Origin of the sequence: Aeoliella mucimassa (assembly GCF_007748035.1) — a bacterium.
Lineage (GTDB): Bacteria > Planctomycetota > Planctomycetia > Pirellulales > Lacipirellulaceae > Aeoliella > Aeoliella mucimassa.
This window is the reverse complement of record NZ_CP036278.1, coordinates 2,239,230-2,258,958: the sequence shown is the minus strand read 5'-3', so window position 1 is coordinate 2,258,958 and position 19,729 is coordinate 2,239,230. Positions and strand designations below refer to the sequence as shown.

General features: G+C 48.9%; 11 protein-coding genes. 2 read left to right on the top strand and 9 right to left on the bottom strand.

Going from position 1 to position 19,729, the window contains the following annotated elements; translation table 11 throughout:
- Positions 1–734 precede the first annotated feature (734 nt).
- A complete protein-coding gene (locus Pan181_RS09055; RefSeq protein WP_197529073.1) occupies positions 735–3,923 on the top strand; it encodes a hypothetical protein in 3,189 nt (1,062 codons plus the stop codon).
- 478 nt (positions 3,924–4,401) lie between these two features.
- Here the strand turns inward: Pan181_RS09055 and Pan181_RS09050 are convergent, their stop codons facing one another.
- Positions 4,402–5,340, bottom strand: a complete 939-nt coding sequence (locus Pan181_RS09050; protein WP_145246514.1) for an SDR family oxidoreductase — start codon at positions 5,338–5,340, stop codon at positions 4,402–4,404.
- Positions 5,341–5,393: 53 nt separating this feature from the next.
- Positions 5,394–6,734, bottom strand: coding sequence for a nucleotide sugar dehydrogenase (locus tag Pan181_RS09045; RefSeq protein ID WP_315861141.1), 1,341 nt, complete (start codon positions 6,732–6,734; stop codon positions 5,394–5,396).
- Positions 6,735–7,333: 599 nt separating this feature from the next.
- Here Pan181_RS09045 and Pan181_RS09040 point away from each other — a divergent pair.
- A complete protein-coding gene (locus Pan181_RS09040) occupies positions 7,334–10,195 on the top strand; it encodes a hypothetical protein (protein WP_145246513.1) in 2,862 nt (953 codons plus the stop codon).
- Positions 10,196–10,236: 41 nt separating this feature from the next.
- Here Pan181_RS09040 and Pan181_RS09035 read toward each other — a convergent pair whose 3' ends face one another.
- The 7 genes from Pan181_RS09035 to Pan181_RS26975 form a co-directional block, all read right to left on the bottom strand.
- Positions 10,237–11,727 (bottom strand): lipopolysaccharide biosynthesis protein, encoded by a 1,491-nt coding sequence (locus tag Pan181_RS09035; protein ID WP_145246512.1) that lies wholly within the window; start codon positions 11,725–11,727, stop codon positions 10,237–10,239.
- A 53-nt stretch (positions 11,728–11,780) separates the two neighbouring features.
- The gene (locus Pan181_RS09030) at positions 11,781–13,121 is read right to left on the bottom strand and encodes a hypothetical protein (protein ID WP_145246511.1); all 1,341 of its coding nucleotides are present in this window, start codon (positions 13,119–13,121) and stop codon (positions 11,781–11,783) included.
- 206 nt (positions 13,122–13,327) lie between these two features.
- On the bottom strand, positions 13,328–14,932 hold the full coding sequence (locus Pan181_RS09025; protein ID WP_197529072.1) for an asparagine synthase-related protein: 1,605 nt from the start codon (positions 14,930–14,932) through the stop codon (positions 13,328–13,330).
- A 194-nt stretch (positions 14,933–15,126) separates the two neighbouring features.
- Positions 15,127–16,212 carry a CapA family protein gene (locus tag Pan181_RS09020; protein ID WP_145246509.1) on the bottom strand — a complete coding sequence of 362 codons (1,086 nt, stop codon included), beginning with the start codon at positions 16,210–16,212 and terminating at the stop codon, positions 15,127–15,129.
- On the bottom strand, positions 16,203–17,555 hold the full coding sequence (locus Pan181_RS09015; RefSeq protein ID WP_145246508.1) for an O-antigen ligase family protein: 1,353 nt from the start codon (positions 17,553–17,555) through the stop codon (positions 16,203–16,205). The genes Pan181_RS09020 and Pan181_RS09015 overlap by 10 nt, the downstream gene beginning before the upstream one ends.
- On the bottom strand, positions 17,552–18,937 hold the full coding sequence (locus Pan181_RS09010; RefSeq protein ID WP_145246507.1) for a phenylacetate--CoA ligase family protein: 1,386 nt from the start codon (positions 18,935–18,937) through the stop codon (positions 17,552–17,554). The genes Pan181_RS09015 and Pan181_RS09010 overlap by 4 nt, the downstream gene beginning before the upstream one ends.
- A gap of 160 nt (positions 18,938–19,097) precedes the next feature.
- Positions 19,098–19,550, bottom strand: coding sequence for a DapH/DapD/GlmU-related protein (locus Pan181_RS26975; protein WP_391483992.1), 453 nt, complete (start codon positions 19,548–19,550; stop codon positions 19,098–19,100).
- Positions 19,551–19,729: the final 179 nt, after the last annotated feature.

The window sequence follows — 19,729 nt, the reverse complement described above, 5'->3', positions numbered from 1 at the left end:
GCTCTGTCTTCACGGCCTTGAGCATCAGATTCCACTCGTTCCAGTCGAGAGAAACTCAGCGATTCGAGCTTGCCCCCGACGAGTGGTACCCACTGAGAATGGAGCTGGTTTAACATTTGTGCCTGCCCCGTCACGTAGCAAAAGGGTAGCCGCCGCGGGGGGGAGTGGCTTGAGCGTCTCAGGGGCTGAGAGCTGGTAGATGAGCTATCTGTACTCTCTATGATGCAAGTGGTGCCGTCTGCGACTGAAGGGAAATGCTTACAGGTACGATGTCGGTATTTTACTGGAACCGTCGAAGTGCCCGTGGTAAGCTCTTGGCTGCGTGGTAAGGTATTTATCCTATTGGCAGGCACAATTAGGCCTAGTGATAGCTAGGAGTTATACGATTAGGTCCCGGACAGAAAGAACTTGAGCTAAGCTCGTTCACACCTATCAGACACGCCATGCATGGCACCTTGGGGGATTTACTTATGTGGAAAAAGTTTTGTTTGAATGGGCTTCGTGAATGGCCTGTTGTTCTCTGCTGCTGCTGCATACTACTTGTGTCCATATCGTGGCCATCGGTTGGCTGGACAGCAGGACTGTTGACAAAGTGGGCGGATCCTATCGATGGGGACTGGTCCACAGCTTCAAATTGGTCGACCGATCCTGACTATCCCAATAATGGAAGTCCTTCACCCAGTGATGCATACTCGGTGGTAATCGATGCATCGGGCAATGCGTACACTGTTGTTATGGACGAGCCTATTACAGTCGATTCTATCGTCGTCAATTCGAGCGACGCCACGCTAGCACTGCAAGGAGGACGGCTAGAGACATCGCTGATTGAGGTTGTCGAGGGGCGTGTATTGTTGACGGTAGATGATGCAAGTACCTTTTTTGTGCCTTCTGTTATTGCTGGGGCAACACTCCGTGGTAGTGGTGATTTCGTGATTTCCGAAGGACAATTTAATTCGCTCGCTATTTTTGAAGACGTACGTCTTGAGACGAACATTGAGGTCCCCGCGTTTTCTTTCTTTAAGTCGACCGCGCTCATTGTTCGAGAAGGACTAACCATCGATGCAGGAAATCATCTTGAACTGATGAGCGGTTCCTTGATGAGCTTAGATGGCGATCAAACTATTGATGGAGAGGGAGAAATACTGTTAGGTGGCCGGATTGCGATTGAGGATGATACTAAAGTGTCCATCAGTCCAGAGACCACCATACGCACTTCCAGTGGAGGAGGGAGCATCGAATCATTTGACATCAGGCACGCGACAGTGCTTCCTGAAGTCTACAACTATGGCACGATTATCGTTGAGGAGAACGACAACCTTGGAGTTCTCCAGGACCCAGATTCCCCTTATGTTTTCGAGAATCACGGAACAATCGTTGCGGAACAGAATACGCTTCTGAAGATTGGTGGTAAGTGGACTAACTACGGAACCATTCAATTGGCGCCTGGGGCTGAGTTCCAGGTATTGGGAGAGGTGACGACTGCGGGGCTGGGCGATTTGCGATTGAACGGTGCCAAGATGTATATTGGAGGAACTCTAGACAACACCGGCGACGTACTCACAGCCGACGCATCGACAGGAGATATTGAATGGAGTGGCAATATTGTTGGGGGGCGGCTTGAATCGGTCGATGATGCGAAGTTTATCGTTCCATTTACCTCCCATCTCACCGATGTCACCCTAGGGACAGATCTTGAAATAGATGGTTACCGTGTAATTGACATTCAGAATGACTTGACACTCGATGATGCGACGATTCGTATGTCCAGCGGTGATGTTGGGATTTCTGACGCTAAGCTTCGTTTCAGAGATTTTACGGGTAGCGGGCAGTCGCTTAAGGGGGAAGGAACACTGCATTTCGTAGCAGGGAAGCTCAACGACGTGAGTGTTTCAAACGAACTGTTCATCGAGCAAGGAATTCACTTTGACTTTGATGGTGGAGAGGTGGAGTTCAATCCCCATAGCGCATTACATGCCAGCATCATCAGTGAAGCCTCCATGGATATTGCTGCGGGAGCCGAAGTCTACATAAACGTTGATGAGTTTGTTCAACGCGGAACGATCGACGTTGCTGGAACTCTCTGGATAGGTGAGCCAAACGCATCCAGTTCATTCCGGAGAGATAGCACGTGGCACAACGAGGGAACTATACATTTGGCAGATGGCAGTACTCTGCGATTGAATGGCGTATTCACGGTTAACGGTTTGGGAACCATGGTAATCGACGAGGGCAGCAACGTAGTATTGGCAGGAACTCTCGATCTTGAAGGTGATGACCTTGATCTCGAATCACTTGCTTTTGGGGATGAGTTCAGCTCAAGCGGAGGGCGGCTACGAGGAGGGCGTGTTTATTCGAGTGGTCAAGCTTCCCTTCCGCCGATTGGCTTCGAGAACATGACTCTCGCAACCGACTACACTGGCGGCAGCCTCGTAAGGGATGGTCTGGTTCTGGAAGACGTGACCGTAACTGTTCCAGAAGGATCTACATTGCAGTTTCAGGGCGATACTCAACTTTTGGGCGGGCAAGGCGAAGTGCTCTTAGTTCCAAGAGAGAATACTAGTGGGAGTGTGAGAATCCGAGGTAACGAATTAGTAATTGGTGCAGGTATCACCATTCGTGCTCCAGAATCCGGACTTAGTGTGGACATCGAGTTTAAAGAAAACTACGGGACGATTCTGCTTGAGGATAGTATGAATACCGACATAGGCAGTTCTGGCGACTCGTGGGTAAACTTCGGACACATTCACGCTGTAGGTGGCAATCTCGATCTGCAAGGGGTGTATTCGTTTGCAGATATAGGTGACGTTCAGAATATGGGGGGAGTAGTCAGCGTTAGAGGAGAGGTACAGAACGAAGGTCAGACGATCGCCATTGATTCATCGCATTCAAGTTGGCGGTTTCTTGGGGGGATTCATGGTGGGCGTATTGAGACTTTAGAAGGTCAAGCGATCGCCATGGAAGGCCGGCTACTCGACGTCACACTCGCTGGACAACTCTCACTTTCTCGAACAGCAGGTTCAGGGAGGCTTGTCGTTTACGACGGATTGACCATGGACAAAGGCGAAATCGTCATGGCGGAAGAGACCTCGCTAGGTTTTCAGTCAGAAGCTCGTCTAAAAGGAACTGGTACGATTATCCTCAATGGCTCCGAGGACACTACCTACATCAACGCTGTTGAAATTGGCCGTGATATCCTCATTCGTACAAGTGTCTCGGGGGGCGGACAAGTTGTGAACGGAGATAACTATGGCACTCTCTCCGCCGAGACTCGAAATCAGTCCATTCGTATACGAGGTGATTTTCAAAACTATGGCCTTTTGCGTGCAGCAAATTTCGGAGCAATAGTGATCGATATCGACAATTGGTCCAATCATGGGCTGATTGAAGTCGGGTTGTCTGGGCGGTTTGCTGGGGGAGTCGTCTTTGAAGGCACCGGATTTGAGAATCTACCCGAAGGTGTCATTACGGGAACCGGTGCAATGCGTCTTCCAGACGCTTCGCTGGTGAATGCCGGTGTGATTGAGCCAGGCACTGGAGTCGGAGAGTTGACTGTATGGGGCAACCTTGAGTTGACGCCGAGTTCTAACCTTGTGATTGACGTTCTAGATGTGCTGATGTCGGATGAATTGAGAGTATATGGAGACGTGACACTTGGTGGTAAGTTGAGTGTCAACCTGCTAGATCAGCAACAACTTCGGGTAGGAGATTCGTTTACAGTACTTTCGACTACAGCAAGCCTAAATGGGCGTTTCGCGAACTCCAGCGATCTTGTGCACTATGGTGCCTCAACATTGAGCATTGGCTACCTAGCAAGTTCGGTTAGTTTGACAGTCGTCAGTGTCCCTGAACCACCAACTTACCTTTCAGTAGTCATGTGCCTAGGCTGTGTTGCCGTTTTCGCTAGAAGACGCACTGCAAAGTGACGTTAGGCTTTCATCGTTGCACTACATTGCAACGCGCTCATGTCTGATGACAGCATCGTATGGTGCTCCCGCGAATGATTCGCTGGAGATCAGAACCAAGCTTCCATCCTCGCAAGAGAACCGGAATCTCGGTACACACAGCAGCGGACGGAAATCAACCCATTTCAGCAAGCTTCAGGTTGCTCTTGCATCACCAAAGTGAATTGCACAATCCCCGGGGACATGATATGTCGATGAGGCAGGATGTGGAAGATAGAATCAAGAAGTGTTAGCCCGAGTAGAGTGTACTAGGGGGGCAGGTCACTCCACTCAGGCTAGCAGCGATTCCAAGAGACTTTGGAAGCAGTAGCTGACGCACCCCAGATCGGCTCAAGTAGAAAAGCCAAATAATCGCTCAGCCTGATGATGCCTTAGCTAGGTTCAGCGTGTCTCTTCAGTCTAGGCCCGCGTAGTGTATGGTGAGATAATCGCAGGATGGCTAGGCAATAAGAGTTCGATAATACTCGATCGACCGACGGAGCCCTTCTTCAAACGTAACCACTGGTTCATAGCCGAGGATGGAACGAGCGAGAGTAATATCGGCTAGGCTCTCTCGAACATCGCCGGCTCGAGCTTCAGCAAAGGTCGGTTCGATCGTCGTCCCAAGAACTTTGTTTATGACATCAACTAGATCAAGTAGCGTGGCTTGTTGTCCGCATGCTACGTTCATCACCTTGCCGCTAGCGTCTTTGGCCGAAGCGGCAGCTAAATTGGCCTTCACGACATTGTCAATGTAGGTGAAATCTCGTGATTGCAAACCATCTCCATAGATCGTAGGTGCCTTACCCCGTAACATCGCGGTAACGAATTTGGGAATGACCGCCGAGTACTCACTATCGGGATCCTGGCGGGGACCAAACACATTGAAGTACCGAATGCCGACTGTTTCGAGCCCATATGTGTTGGTAAAAGCCCGAAGATAGTATTCGCCACATAACTTGGCTACCGCGTAAGGCGAGAGAGGAGATGGTAGATCCGATTCGCGTTTTGACGCAAAGGGCTGATTGCCGTACGCGCTGCTTGAGCCGGCATAGATTACTCGACGAATTCCTAGTTCCTTGGCCACCTCAAGCACATAGAGAGTGCCTGTTGCACAGGCTTCATGAGTCGCTGATGGATTCGCGACACTGCGAGGCACCGAAGCCAATGCGGCCTGATGGTAGACTACATCCGCACCTTGCATCGCGTTTCGAAGAAGGGGTTTATCGAGCAACGATCCGCGGGCGACTTCAATTTTGCCTTCCATATGTTCGAGGTTTTGAATCTTACCCGTACTGAAGTCATCGAACACGGTAACAGCGTTGCCTTGTGATACCAACGCTGATGTGATGTGAGAGCCAATAAATCCGGCTCCACCGGTAACGAGGTATTTAGTCATCGTAATGTACTATCTCAAGTTATTGGGATCATCCAAATGTTGATTCAATGAGCTTACGCTTTGACAATTCTGGCTCCGGCCACCTCGACGCCTGCCAAGGCATTGCGAGTGTCGACAATGAGATCTGTGTGTTTCACTAAATGCTCATAATCAACAGAACTGTGATCAGTGACAATGATCACACAGTCTTGCTGAGCCAGGAAGCCATCAGTGAGACTACTGCTACTCATATCGGGAACATCGTAGTTTCGCATTCTAGGTAGCGTAGGTACGTGCGGGTCGTGGTAGCTTAGATCGGCACCTCTTTCGGCGAGTAGTTCGAGTAACTCAAATGCGGGGCTTTCACGTGGGTCATCGACATCCCGTTTATAGGCTATTCCAAGAATACAAATCTTACTGCCTTTGACTGGCTTGCGATAATCGTTCAACGCTGCAATTGTTTTGTCGATGACATATTCAGGCATGCTGGTGTTGATCTCTCCAGCAAGCTCAATGAACCGTGTTGGTAGATCATGTTTTCGTGCGACCCAGCTTAGATAGAAAGGATCAATGGGAATGCAGTGTCCTCCCAAACCTGGTCCTGGATAAAATGCTTGGAACCCAAATGGTTTGGTCTTTGCTGCATTGATAACATCCCAAACGTCAATGTCCAATCGATCAAAGATGCGTTTAAGTTCATTTACCATCGCAATATTGACTGCACGATAGGTGTTTTCAACAATCTTGCATGCTTCAGCAATCTCACAGCTAGAGACAGGTACGACTTCGGAAACAGCGTGCCCATATAGTTTTACGGCAAATTCGAGACTCGCAGGGTCGTAACCTCCAACCACCTTGGGGATCCGACTGGCGCTAAAGTCTGGGTTGCCGGGATCTTCGCGTTCAGGGCTGTAGGCTAAAAAGAAGTCTTCTCCTGCCTTGAGCCCTGACTGTTCGAGGATCGGCAACATTACATCTCGTGTTGTGCCTGGATAAGTGGTGCTTTCCAGTACCACAAGTTGTTGAGAGCGAAGTCGACTTGCAATCTCTCTGGTGGTCGATTCTACGTAAGACAGGTCGGGATCACGGCTTTCTGAAAGCGGAGTTGGCACGCAGATGAGTATTGCATCTGGCTCGCATAGTTGATCCATGTTGTCCGTAGGAGTGAACTTCTCGGATTGAACACACTCGTTGATCCACTCTGACGAGAGGTGCCCAATGTAGCATTTGCCATCGCGTAGTTGCTTAATCTTGTATGTATCTAAGTCAAACCCCATGACCCGATAACCTGCCTCGATAAAGGCATGTGCCAGAGGCAGTCCAACGTAGCCTAGTCCAACTATTCCGACGAGTGCCGATTGGTTTTCTATCTTCTTCGCTAAGGTGTTCATGGTTTCCCCAAAGAGATCATACAAGCAGAGTACTCGTAGCTGCCAAGTACCTAGATTCAATAAGAGCCATTGTGTGCAATTCGTGTGTTCTGGACTGAGAGTGTCAGTTGATATGCTTGAAAGAGTTTCAGTAGCATGAATTCCTTTGGAGCTCACATGGAGACACATCGTTGAAGTTGTGAGCAAGGAAATTCACGATCAATTCACAAACCAAGCAAATAAGCATGTGGTAGGTAAGCATTCGGCATCGCGCGACACTGTTTACCTCGTCCTGTATTTCATGTGTTTGGGGGAAGAGAGACACTTCTACTGGTTCTGGGGACATTGTCAAACTTTGTACTCAGTAAGACTTACAAGGTGGCATTGCCACTGAGGGAAATTATGCTAGTTTACCGGTTATAGTGACTGCGCAGGCTGAGGGCTTCGGGTGGTTCGCGAAGTAAGGCTCCGAGATTAAAAAAATGCTACGTTTCCATTGGTGCGTCATTCTTGTTCTCGCTAGCAGCCAATTGCTAAATACTCCATCCTCTTCCGACTGTTTGCCCTTCCATTTTGAACCCAGCACCTCCTGTACTCACGCAGTCTGCCTCTCGTCTCCAACTCTTGACGATATCCGTAAGATCATGGCCCAAAAGAAGAATCGCAGGTCGACTGTTTCACCAAAGAAAACGGAGTTCCAACTTGAACACTTAGAACAACGTGACTTGTTCTCGGTGGATGGATTTCCAATAACTTCCCCTGGATCGATTGACTCCGGGGCAGTGGATGATGGATATCCCGCATTAACCTCACACGATATTCCGTCGGCAACGAACTCGACTTGGATACCAATGGTTTTTGCAGGTAGTGATCAGTCAACGAAGCAAGGTCTCGCATTACAGCTATCTGGAGAGGTGTTAGTAAACCGCGTTAACGAATTCGACACCGAATGGAGCCTAATTTCAGGTCCTGGTAACGCAAGTTTTAGTAATAGCGGGTTGGTAGACGCCACGGTCACATTCGATCAGGCGGGCACTTACGAACTGCAACTCTCTGCGACGAACAATGGTGAAGTCGCCATTGATCGCTTATTGGTGAATGTTACTGCTGCTAATGTGGTGAACATCGATCAGTCATGGCTCGATGCCCAAGGTGAAGGCCCTTATTATCTCAGCCAAGCGGGCTACACATACATTCTCCAAACCGATATCGAAACAGATGGAACCGCGTTTGTAATTGTTGCCAAGGACGTGATTTTCGACCTGAACGGTCACACGGTCACCTATAACAATGCTCCGCCTGTCGAAATTCCAAATGGAAGCTTTGAAACAGGAACAGGCACTTCGGGTAACGCGTGGGATTTTACGCATGCGACTGATGCCCAGCGATATCGAGGGGAATGGCTGCACAACGAGGTTTACGACGGTGATTATTCCCTTCGTTTCAATACCAGCACGACTAACCAATACGTGACCTCTACGGGTACCATTTCTCTGGCGGCAAATACAACCTATAGCTTGTCGGCTATGTTTGAGTATGGAGGAGAGGGTGATGCAACGAATCCAGGTGCAAAAGGGTATGTGCGGATAACGAGCACGACTACTGGAGCAGTCCAGGAAGTGTCTTGGAGTAGTTCAAACTGGAGAGGGATACAACTTCAGGAAAAGACGTTCACAACCGGATCCGAAGACACTTATATTGTTGAAGTTGGAGTGCAGGGGAAAGCTGGTGCTGTTGATTCGTTTTATATTGACGACATTCAGATTCAACAGACGAGAGCGTATGGTGTGGCCGTGTCAGCTTATGACTGGTCTCCTGCTGATTACCCGGGTGTGAAGCAGTGGGGGCGAGCAACCAACGCAGTTATTCAAAATGGTACCATTGTTCAAGGTGCTGATGGAGCGACCTGGGCTCATGGTGTGTTTCTAAATACGGTTGGTGGTGTTACCATTCAAAACCTTAACATAACGGTAAATGGTGCAAATTCGTCTGCCATCGCAGGAAAGGGACAGGACAGTTTCACGACTACTATTGCGAACAACACTCTCACAAGTAACGTGCAAACGATTACATCACGTGACAGTTTTCATGGTGCGGTGGTTGCTTGGGTACAGGGAGAAATCTACGGGAATACTATCAAAAACGGCCCACATGCTGGAATCGTCACCGCATCAAAGATTCCTTCTGACATATACAGCAATGTGATTTCACTGCGGGCCCGCTATACAAACGGGTTCGCTATTCGAGCCAATAATGGTAGTCAAATCCATAGCAACGTTATCAACTGTGGTGCCGGCGACTATGCTGCACGCGGCATTCTAGTATCAGATGGTTTAGCAGACGTCGAAACAAGCGTCTATGAGAATGTTGTTCACGTTCAGCTGTTGGCTAATAGTCAAGAATATCAAGGCGCTCCCTTAGGTGGGGCTTACGGTATTCAGATCGAGAACGGAACAAATGTTAATGTCTACGGTAACGTTGTGACCGCTTATGGCAATGAAGCGGAAGCCTACGCGTTTCGGATGAATAGCGATGGCGGTACATCGGAATCCGTGCGAGTACACGACAATGTGTTTCGCGCTATCACATCTGAAAGCAGAGCAGCAAGTGTTAAACTAACTGGGCTAGCGAGCGACGATCTTGTGTTCGAGGACAATACTCTGATCACAAACGACGGTATTGTTGGAGGGTCAACTAATTCGAATACATTGTTTACTAGAACCACAATTTCAGTGGTAAACCCAGTCGAAGATCCGTTCATTATGACTGCAGATTACAGCAGTCAACTTAATCACACACGTATCCGATTTCTCGATTCTGTATTCTCGGACACATCGTCCGAGGATTACTTCGAGGGTGCCATAGCCAGAGAAGTTGCTCGATACGGTGGTGATCCAGAACCAAAAATGTCTTTTGATGCTGCTTGGTCAACGCAGTTTGATGCTGTCGATGCAAACGGTACTCCACTGGCTGGTGTGCAGATATCAATCACCGATAGCAAAGGCAATGTTGTAGCCTCGGGAATGACGACGGCGAATGGAAGCTATTATGCGATGCTCGTAGAGTTCACCACAGCTGGTGCCGTTAAGTCAGCGGCGGGGGCTTATACTCTGAAAGCGACTCTGGGTGATAACACGGTCCAACAGACTGTGGAAGCAAGTCAGGCGAAAAGCATACGAATTGAAATGGCGACTCCAACCGGTTTCTCTGATTCAATGCTAAACCTGACAAGTATTTCCCCAGCTGGACCAATTATCAACAATTCTTCTCATCCGGATAAGTTCCCGTCAGCTACATCTTCTACCAAAGTGCAAAGTAGCGTTGCTCAACTTGTGAGCTTTGCACCTACAGTAATCGATGCTTACTATGGTCGGGAGCTAGGAGCTAATAAACTCGATATATTTAAGAGTTGTGGTGGCGAAGAGATCGACGAAGTACCCTACAAAAATGCGTTATTCAACGCGCCACAGTTGCAGATGGAAGACTGGGAATGCCAGTGGTTCTAACAGGCTTTGCCTGTTGACTGGCAGAACGCCAAAGTACGCACCTAATCAATAGAAGTTGTTGGTGAGACTTCCAGTTTAGGTTTCCAGCCGATCAATGCTATTCTTCGGATATTGTTAGTGATCCACTTGCGTTCGGAGCGTGTCGCACACGAGTAAACTAGTGCCAACCAGGTGAGATAAAGTAGCAGTCGAGCGAGTTCAGGGTACTTCCAGGTCTCTAGTTCATGGCTTAGCCACCAGCAACCCGCGGACGATACCAATAGTAGTCCAACCCGGAGATGCTCGTATTTAACGTAGAACAGTTTCTGGCTAATAATCCAAGTAAGCCCAACGTGGGCAGCAAATCCGATGAGAGTTGCCCAGGCGGCCCCCGTTGCTCCGTGATTGGGAATCAATAGACTGTAGCCCAAGAAGATCACAATTCCAGTCCATGCAAAGATCAGCGGTTTGTATTTGGTTGTCCGAGTAATATAGAGCCCGGAATCCATCAGGTTAGATGCTGACATGAGCACGATCGCCATTACAAGCAGAGGTAGTACTTCAACTGCATCAACATAATCATTTCCGCCTAATGCGTTTATTAGGTTCTCGGCAAATAGCGTAACTGCGAGTCCAAGCGATATAAGGCTGGTGATAAAGTAGGTGAAAACCTTTCCGAAGTGTTCAGGTGCATCTGGTTTTGTCGCTGCGTCGTACATTTGTGCACTCCACACTTTGTAGAGTGGTATAAAGGCAAACGTACCTACGGCCATTGCCATTTTGTAAGAGAGGCTATAAACACCTACTTCGTATTCGCCAGCGTATCGAATGAGATAGAATCGGTCGCCGCTATTGATGAAGAATGCTAGCAGGCCGCCTGGGAGAAATGGCAATGCAAATGCGGTGATCTGTCGAGTGATATCCCAGCTGAACTGCAGCTTTGACAATCGAAGTTCGCGCCAGTTCAGGTATCCACCAAATAGAACAGCGACTAACGACCGCCCAATCAAAATTCCCCAAAGCCCAAGCCCCATTACACTCACCAGAACGATTGTTAGACCGACGCGAAACAAAAACATTGCAAGTGAGACCGACACAAATCGTACGGACTCGATTCTTGCTTGCATAAGGGCCATTGGTACGATGATGATTGCTTCGAGTAGTACTGTAATAACTCCTAAGACGAGAATGCTACTTTGTTGGAGTCCTAGCCATTGTGCTAGTGGTGGTGCACTCGCGAATGAGAGAAGGCAGCCAATTAGGATCAAACTGGTAACACAGACGATGGTCGTACTGGATACCGCTTGTTCTTCCCGAGCGTTGCGTGCTTGCTGATAAAAAGTTAAGGTGGCCATTCGCAGGCCGTTTGCCATTAGTCCGATAACCACAAACGTTCCTACTTGGTTGAGTATCTCCAGGACTCCGTACTCTTCTGGAGTGAGGTAATTGAGGTACAGTGGCAGCAGCACCAAGGATGCTGCTTGCAGTAGAATCGTACCAATACCGTACATCGCAGCATTAGAAAGAAACGAGCGTACTTTGGGGGCAGGCATAAAGAGCTAGGCTGCTGATGTTAATAGTCAAGTAATGTTTGGAGGCCGAAAAGCTATTTCCAAGTGGTAGGTGTATCGATGGTGTGAATGACGCCAGGTTCAAGATGCTGGTAAGTCCCATCGTGTGTATGTAAAGCACCGGCTCGTGAATCAACACGGATGGTCACAACTTCATTGTGTGAAAGTTGCATTTCAACCATACGTGGTCTGGGGCTATGGTCATGAAATTGCAAAACGAGGTTTCCAGCCATTAAGGTTGTCGCTGGACCTGAATCGAGTGAGAGTTTTAGCTGCGTATTGCTAAACTGCAGCAACTGCCAGGGACTTTGGCAATGAATCAAGCGGTTTGCTGGTTGGGCAATCTCGAAGTTAACGTAGTCAGCAGGATCTCCTTGCTTGCCAGCTTCAGCCGCTTTGGCGATGTTGTAGGCTTCTCTAGCATTAACAAAATGTAAGCGGCGATTGTCGGTATGCCACTCCTCTTTCATCCACTCAAACATCTGCCGCACTTGTGGCTTGCACCAGAGTTCCTTGCTTTGCATTCCATGGCAGTGCAGTTTGATAAATAGCCACTCAGGGCGGCCTTGAACATGTACGTGGGGGGATGCCCACGCGTTGAGTCGCTCTCGCGATATCGGAGAGTATGACTCTACCGCTGCATCTTCAAACCAAACAGTACGATGATTAAAGCCGCAGGGTCCTTGGAAAATCATGAGATCGCCGGAAGGATCTTTTCCAACTTCAACAGCCGTGCCCAGGTCATACGATTTCGGCGATGGTGTGTCTGTCGCATAATAGATAGAGTTGCTCATTCGTGGCTGGGCCTTACTTCCAATAGCTGGAAAAGTAAAATCGCAGTAACAACCAGCATCACGAAGAGCCGATATTTCAGTGTTGCAGCCACTCTTTGATGGATCCCCCGATCCATTATCTAATGACCAATTGCCCGCAATGTAGGCGAATCGTTGCTGCGGAGTGTCTTCCGCAGTCAACATTGCGCCATAGCTATTAAAGAACTCCAGGCCATCTGCTAGCTTCTTGCTGAACGAGTCATGGTTGTCGTGACCATGGTGCAGATGGAACTCGAGTTCACCATACCCATCGTAGCAATAGCGGCTGAGTTCCTTGATGCAACCCAAGTTCGGGTACTCAGCCCGATAAAACCAGGTGTGCTGTGGCAGCCTACCATGTGAGTCGTAAATGCCATTCACCTGTTGAGCGTAATCGGTACACCAGTCTCGTACGGATGCTGCTGCTGCTTCTTCCCCATTGCGACGTGTAGGCTCAAAATGATCGACGATACAGACTATTACATCGGTGACCAAATGCAGGTTGCGCCATTTACGAAACAGTGATCGTGGAAACCAATTGCCACGAAAGGGACGATATCTCATTGAGCGATATGGAAAGATCGCACAGGAGCGAGCTGCTGATAAGAGAGAGTGTGAGTTCATTCGGATGATTAGGAAAAGCCGCTCTTAGTAGCTATACCTGGGTGACGAAGTCCACCGTTGTCTCGGGGCTGAGACCGTAGCTAGCTAGTGTGTAAAATAAGAACAAATGATAGGGTTTCACCGGCTGCGTGTGTAAGTTGGGTGCATCACTCACGAACGGCATGCTTTACATGCTTACTTAAGCGATCAAAGCACAGCACGTTATAGAGGAACCAATTGGGCGCGTCCCTTGCCTCGTTATAGGTCCGTTTATCAATGAATGAATAATCTTCGACTTCTTCAAGTGCTGTATTTAATTGACCAGTCCGTCCCAACCACTCGAATATAGGCTGTCCGAAACTCAATTTCTTTCGATAGGCAAGTGCTTTGTGAGTGCGTACTGCTAAAGCCTGTTTTAGTAGTTGTTTCGGTTTGCGGTATTGGAACTTGATTTCATCCGCTATGGACATAGCAAGGCGAATCATTCGGGAATCCAAGAATGGACTGTAAAGGGAAATGCCTCTTGTTTCAGTGAGCGTATTCCAGTAGGTGGCAGAGTTGATACTGCTCGTCAAGAGATTTGCACCATGCAATCGTTCTACATGGCTATGGTTTAGGCCGTTTCTCTCAACAATTGAGAGTCGGTAGGACATGGCATTGATAACGCATTGTTCGCCGAAGCAACGTATGACCGAATCTAGATGGGCGAACATTGCTTGTAGGTTCGTTGGATGATGCAAGTAAGTGAAATCGTCGAGCCTGTCTGCCAGTTCTAATATTGATCTCCACTTTGTGCGAATGAGACCAACGTGTGCTAGTTTCTCTGCAAGCCAGCGGCCCTGAGTAGGTAAGAGTGAACGAATCATCGCTGCGCGATGAAGTTGATCCTGAGTAGCGACGCCAAACAAGCCATCCGCAGCCTCTCCAGTAATTCCCGTCATCAAACCGTCTTCACTCATTGCCTGTGCAACAGCGGGGAAATAGGCGGCCTGCACATGATTGGGAGTTTCTCCAGTGCTGCTGATTGCATAGTCAAGATATTCAAGGTAAGGCCGTTCTATCTGGACTGGCCGTAATGTTACCCCGAGTAAATCGGCTGCACTGTGAGCATAGGCCAACTCGCCGATGGTTCGAGGATGATCGAGTGTCGCGCAGTAGCTAATCGATGGCCGTTGCTCATCTAATTGCAAGTTGAAATGACTTTGTAGTAACGTGCTATCGACACCACCGGAGAGAAGTACTGCAGAACTAGGAGCTGCACGATAGCAGCTGCTAACGGCTGCCCCGATGGTGTCGTTGATTTGTTCCAATAGGTTGCCATGGAGGGGGACTTGTCCACGATAGTCATCGAAACTAGTCGCCTGTCGGGTGGTGATCCGCCCGTCAGTGAATTCGAGCAACTCACCCGGCATCAATCGAGTAACTTCTTTGAACAGAGTCTCTCTGCCAGGAATACATCGGTAGAGAAAGAAGACAGGAAGCAAGCTCTCATTTAAGTCGCCTACTCGTGGAAAGAGTTTCAGGAGTCGAGCCAGATTGGTTGAATATAAGAGTCCATTGTTTGTCGATGCAAAGAATAGATTGATGGCACCCGCCAAGTTTCGATAGATGAGAATTCTGTGTTGCCGTGCATCGTGTACAGCAACTACGAAGGATCCTTCCAGATCTCGAATCGGAATGGCGCTATCTTGTTCATATTTACAGAGGATATAATCTGCTACATTTGTTTCTCGAGCATCATTGGGGAAAGTAGCATACCCGTCAACCCACACGGATTGGTTATGGCCTGCTGCTGAGACTGTGTTTGGCCCATGGTGAGTAAAATGTATCTGGGGAGCAGACTCACTGTGCCAAGCGGCAGAATGTAACTCCAGTTTTACCTTCTGTGTGCTCGGGGGCAGCGCACCCCCTATGATGCAGCTTGGCGAGCGCTTCGTTGTGGTTAGATCGGACTGTGTAAGTATGCTCATTGGGTGTCGCGACCGCGTTGGATAAGTCCGTGGTGAAATAACCTCATTTCCATGCGACGCCAGAGCGACTTACCATTCCAGCGTTGGAAAGTTCTTTCATAGCCCCGGGCCGTTTCCTCTTGTGAGTGAGGGCCGTAGTTTTCTGACTCCATTAGATTGCACAAGGTATCCCACTCCTTCTTCCAACTTGAAGGCCAGCCAGGATAAATATTCAAAGAGTGGCCCAGTCGTGCTGGATGGAAGTGCCATGTTACGGAGTGGGAGTTCTCAAAGTCGATTTCTAACCATCCCGTACGACGCGAGAGCGGGTGTAATCGAAGCTTAGAACAAAACGGTTCTCCATCAGCATTCGTGCCACGCCAGTACATGGGAGAAAAAAGAAAGTTGCCAAGGCTGTAGGCTATAGGGCGCCCACCATAGTGTTCGATTGGTTGCAGAACATGAGGATGACTTCCAAGTATCGCATCCGCACCTGCTTCAATTACCTTGCGGCCAGTGATACGCTGTTCTTCGGTCGGTAAGCGGGACATTTCAACGCCCCAGTGCATGAATACTACAAGCCAATCGACATGGGTTTTTGCTAAGCGAATCGCATCGAGCGAATGCTCGCCAAGCCATGGAGCTACTCCAGTAGTAGTTTCACCAGCGTATAGTGGGCTTTTCTGATCTACGTCACAAAAGGCTAGAAACGCAACGCGTTGTCCTGCTTGTTCCATGATTAGTGGCTGGTTAGCCGCATATAGCGACTCCCCTCCCCCGACGTGCTTCACGTCGAAGGTGTCGAGATACTTTAGCGTGTCAGTTAGCCCGGCTGGACCGAAGTCCATCATGTGGTTGTTTGCAACCGAAAAGACCTGCATGTTATGTTTAGCAAACAGTTGATATGCTTCCGTGCTACCTCGAAGCGTGCACTTGCTCGGCGCGACTCTTGGTGTAGCTGTGATGGGGGACTCTAAATTGCCGACGATTAAATCAGTAGAATTCCATGATGTTATCTCCTTCAACGGATCAAATGAGTTTCTAGCCAGCCGGTTGTGGTAGTACCCATTAAGAGAGAGATCACCGATGGCAACTAGCCGCATGTGCCCCACCCTGCAGGACTCTGCAATGAACTGTCGACTAGATGTGATTCAGTGGGTAGTTCGCTACGAGCCCATTCGTATTCTGAAATAAGTACGGTTGATAGTCCAAATAGGAGAATCCATTCTTGATTGAAAAGCGTGTGAGAAATGAACCCGTATAGCCAATAAATGGTGAAGGATGTCAAAAGCAGTCCTGCTAATGTTCTTTCCAACGGTATGGAGCTTTTCACTACTCTAAGAAGAGACGCAATTAGATTCCAATTCAGCATAATGAAGAATAGAGTGCCGAGTAGTCCAACTTCGGCAATGATTTGTCCGTAGAGCGAATGCAACTGTAACTCTTCTTCTCTGAACGGTGCGTTCGGTAGAGAGTCACGGGCAGCTCCAGATGTTCCTGGACCCCAGCCGAGAAGTGGCCGCTGCAGGAATAAAGCGTAGCCATCCTTAAGGCCTTCGATTCTTCCCTCCGCAGAAGAGGAAGCAATCTCGTCGGCCTTCGTGTCAGTAGCACGGCTTTCGCTGTGCGGTAAGAATTGATCGGTGTATCGGATGCGTAAGTCTTCAGGCATAAATCCATAAGCAACACCCAGCACTGTTGCGGCCAGTGCCAATAATTGGATTCGTCGACGGGAGAATATCAGAACTCCGCTAGCGACCACAGTAATGCCAACGAGAATGGCACCGCGTGTACCACTGAAGACGATGGATGCAATGGAAAGGCCGACTCCTAGCATTTTGACGAACCGTCTTTTCCAACTGTTGTCGTAGTAAGTCCATAGGTGAAAGAAAGGCAATGCAAACAGAGTTGTAATCGCATAACCATTAGCGGCACCAATTCCACCGCCTGACCAGATTCCAACCATTCGCTTGATGCCTTGCTGAAATACATAGCTCCCACCGGCCATAAAGTCCCGCCAGGATAATAGTTGGTAGCCTAGTGAAATGGCTGATATGCCAAGTAACACAAGGTATACGTGTTCTTTAGTTTGGACACTGTAGACAATGAAGTAGAATAGTAACGCAACTTTCCAATACTCGGCCAACCAATGCTCTGCTCTTTCAATTCCTCCTAGGGGAGACGTGAAAGACGAGACTAGGCAGATTAGGAAGAAGGTTCCAAAGAGAATCAGGGGTTTGCTATTGCGATAGCACACGCCCATTTGCGAGCCGGAATAGCAGATCAAGATGCCGGCTAGAAGTCGCTCGAATCGAATCGTAGCCAGGAAGCTCAACTTCGGAGAAAGATAGGGCGTCGTGAGGATCCAGAAAGCATACAGCCAAATTAGCCATACTCCTAAAGAAGGAGTGGCTCGAGCTGAAGTTACCTCTGCCGACCGATTCATCTGGGTGAACCAGCCAGTAGAGGAGATGTAGCCGAGCGGGAGATTGTCGACTTGCAGAATAACAGCTTGCCAGATGGTTCGGGCTCTATCTCATCGACAAGCGTAACCTCAATATCAATTGGTCCGACATGTCGTGCCATGGACTGCTGCAGATAGGAGATGTCCGATGTTGCATCAAATGCATCGCTGGGACACACGAGTAACTCTACATGCCCCGCCCGAGACTGGACAATCTGCACTCGCCCAAGAGATGGCCTTTGGGCTACTACATACGTTGCCAAGAATACGCCGGACACAAGTTGGTTGTCGCTCCCAACAATAAAGTCGGTCACTCGGCCGTCGACTGATTTAAGGCGAGGGAGGCCTCGCCCACATTTACACGGTCCATGCATCCAAGATCCGAGGTCACCGATTCGATAGCGAATCAGCGGCATCGCATAGTTCAGCAGATCTGTCACCAGGATATCGCCTGACTCACCTTGCTTCACAGGTTGGTCATGCTGATCGACTATCTCTATGTGTAAACCTTCAGCGGAGATATGTAGCCCTTCGTGCTCCTCGCACTCGCTAGCAATCACCGAGACCTCTCGGCATCCGTAGCGATTGAAAATTGGGCAGCCAAACACTTTTTCTATGACTTGTCTGGACTCATCGGTCAGAATCTCCGCCGAAGTTATGATGGATTTAGGATGGCAAGTAGTGAGTCCCTTCTCAAGTAAGTAATTCGCAAAGAGAGAAAGGGAGTTGGCGTAGGCTACGATTACCGTAGGGCGGAAGCGTATTAGTTGCTCATTGAAGATGGTAAATTGCTGTGGATAGATGTTGCCTGTATCTAGCCACAGAGTCGATCCTTCCAACCACCGACGTACACGGGATTGTAGTTTCTGAGAGGGAGCATCTCTTGGAGCCCCCCAGAAATAGGCAACTCGACCTCCAATAAAGCGGCCTGCCCATCCGTCATGCCTCATAGTGATCGCCACGCGAGATTCATGACGAGACTTATTGTAATACAGGCGTAGAGGTTGTCCGGTCGAGCCTCCCGTGAAGTTCTGTATGGTGTCTGACTCGGGCCAATTAGAAGCAACCAATGATGTGGTGTTCTGCTGAATAATGGACTTCGTTAGTTGGGGGAGAGCGCGAAGATCGTCAACAGAGTCAATTGAAGTGACATCGAAGTCCGCCTTATTGATCGTGTCGCGATAGTACTCGCAATTCTGATAAGCATGTTGAAGCAGTGCTCTAAGACGCGTGAGTTGCAAAGCTGACAGTTGCTCAGGATTCCACCATTGCGAACGTTCGCACTGCTGCTGAAAGGTGATCCGCTCACCTTCTCCCGTCGCCCGAAGAAGTGTGTTGAGAAGAGTTGGTTTCAGGCTGTGCATAATTGCAGACGCTTTGTTAATAGAAATTGCAATGTGTGCAACTCAGGAGCAAAACCTATGATGTCTCATTGGAGAAGTGGCAGCAGGCTGAGCGTGGCCATCACAGGTCAAAAGGCAAGCTCAGCTTACTTGCTGCACTATGGTGTCTGTCGTCCTAATGTCAGATCGCAGTTATTGCTGGCGTGCTATCAATGGTGGGGGCAGATTGTGCATCTGCCGTTAATGTTCGTTTGCTCCTAGCTGGATTGCCTACAGCTAATGAGTTGCTTGAGACTGCATGGACGACAACACTACCAGCTCCTATGATCGAGTTGTCCCCAATGTCAGCCATGATCACTGTGCGATTGCCAATCCAGACATTTGAACCAATTAAAAGTTGTTGGAAAGTACTTTCTTGGCGATTGCGTTCACCTGCTTGGATGTCGACTCCGTGTTGATGACGTCCACTTAGTATATCGACATTACTGCCAATCAAGGTGTCTTGTCCGATGGAACAAGAGCCTATGAGGCAATGTGCTCCGATGGAAACACGCTCGCTGATGTGTGTGTCTCTCTTTGAGAACCAGGATCCGAATGCAATACCGACGTCGTTTGAGCATGACTTGAGAGTCATCAAATAATAAGCACGTCTTGCAAAGGTTCCGATGTGTCCCGGGATGAGTGATAGAAACTGACCACATGTTGTAAAGTATGGTGTGTTGCGGTCCTTCCCGCCGGCAATTCGTACGGGTCCCCAACACGGAGTCAGTAACACAACGAACAAGTAGGTGACGGAATCTCGAATGCGTGAGC

Bases quoted from the DNA above. Each gene is read 5' to 3' on its own strand.
- Pan181_RS09035 (WP_145246512.1), bottom strand. From the start codon at position 11,727: ATGCCTGCCCCCAAAGTACGCTCGTTTCTTTCTAATGCTGCGATGTAC.
- Pan181_RS09015 (WP_145246508.1), bottom strand. From the start codon at position 17,555: ATGAATCGGTCGGCAGAGGTAACTTCAGCTCGAGCCACTCCTTCTTTA.
- Pan181_RS09020 (WP_145246509.1), bottom strand. From the start codon at position 16,212: ATGCGGCTAGTTGCCATCGGTGATCTCTCTCTTAATGGGTACTACCAC.
- Pan181_RS09030 (WP_145246511.1), bottom strand. From the start codon at position 13,121: ATGAGATATCGTCCCTTTCGTGGCAATTGGTTTCCACGATCACTGTTT.
- Pan181_RS26975 (WP_391483992.1), bottom strand. From the start codon at position 19,550: ATGACTCTCAAGTCATGCTCAAACGACGTCGGTATTGCATTCGGATCC.
- Pan181_RS09010 (WP_145246507.1), bottom strand. From the start codon at position 18,937: ATGCACAGCCTGAAACCAACTCTTCTCAACACACTTCTTCGGGCGACG.
- Pan181_RS09040 (WP_145246513.1), top strand. From the start codon at position 7,334: ATGGCCCAAAAGAAGAATCGCAGGTCGACTGTTTCACCAAAGAAAACG.
- Pan181_RS09050 (WP_145246514.1), bottom strand. From the start codon at position 5,340: ATGACTAAATACCTCGTTACCGGTGGAGCCGGATTTATTGGCTCTCAC.
- Pan181_RS09055 (WP_197529073.1), top strand. From the start codon at position 735: ATGGACGAGCCTATTACAGTCGATTCTATCGTCGTCAATTCGAGCGAC.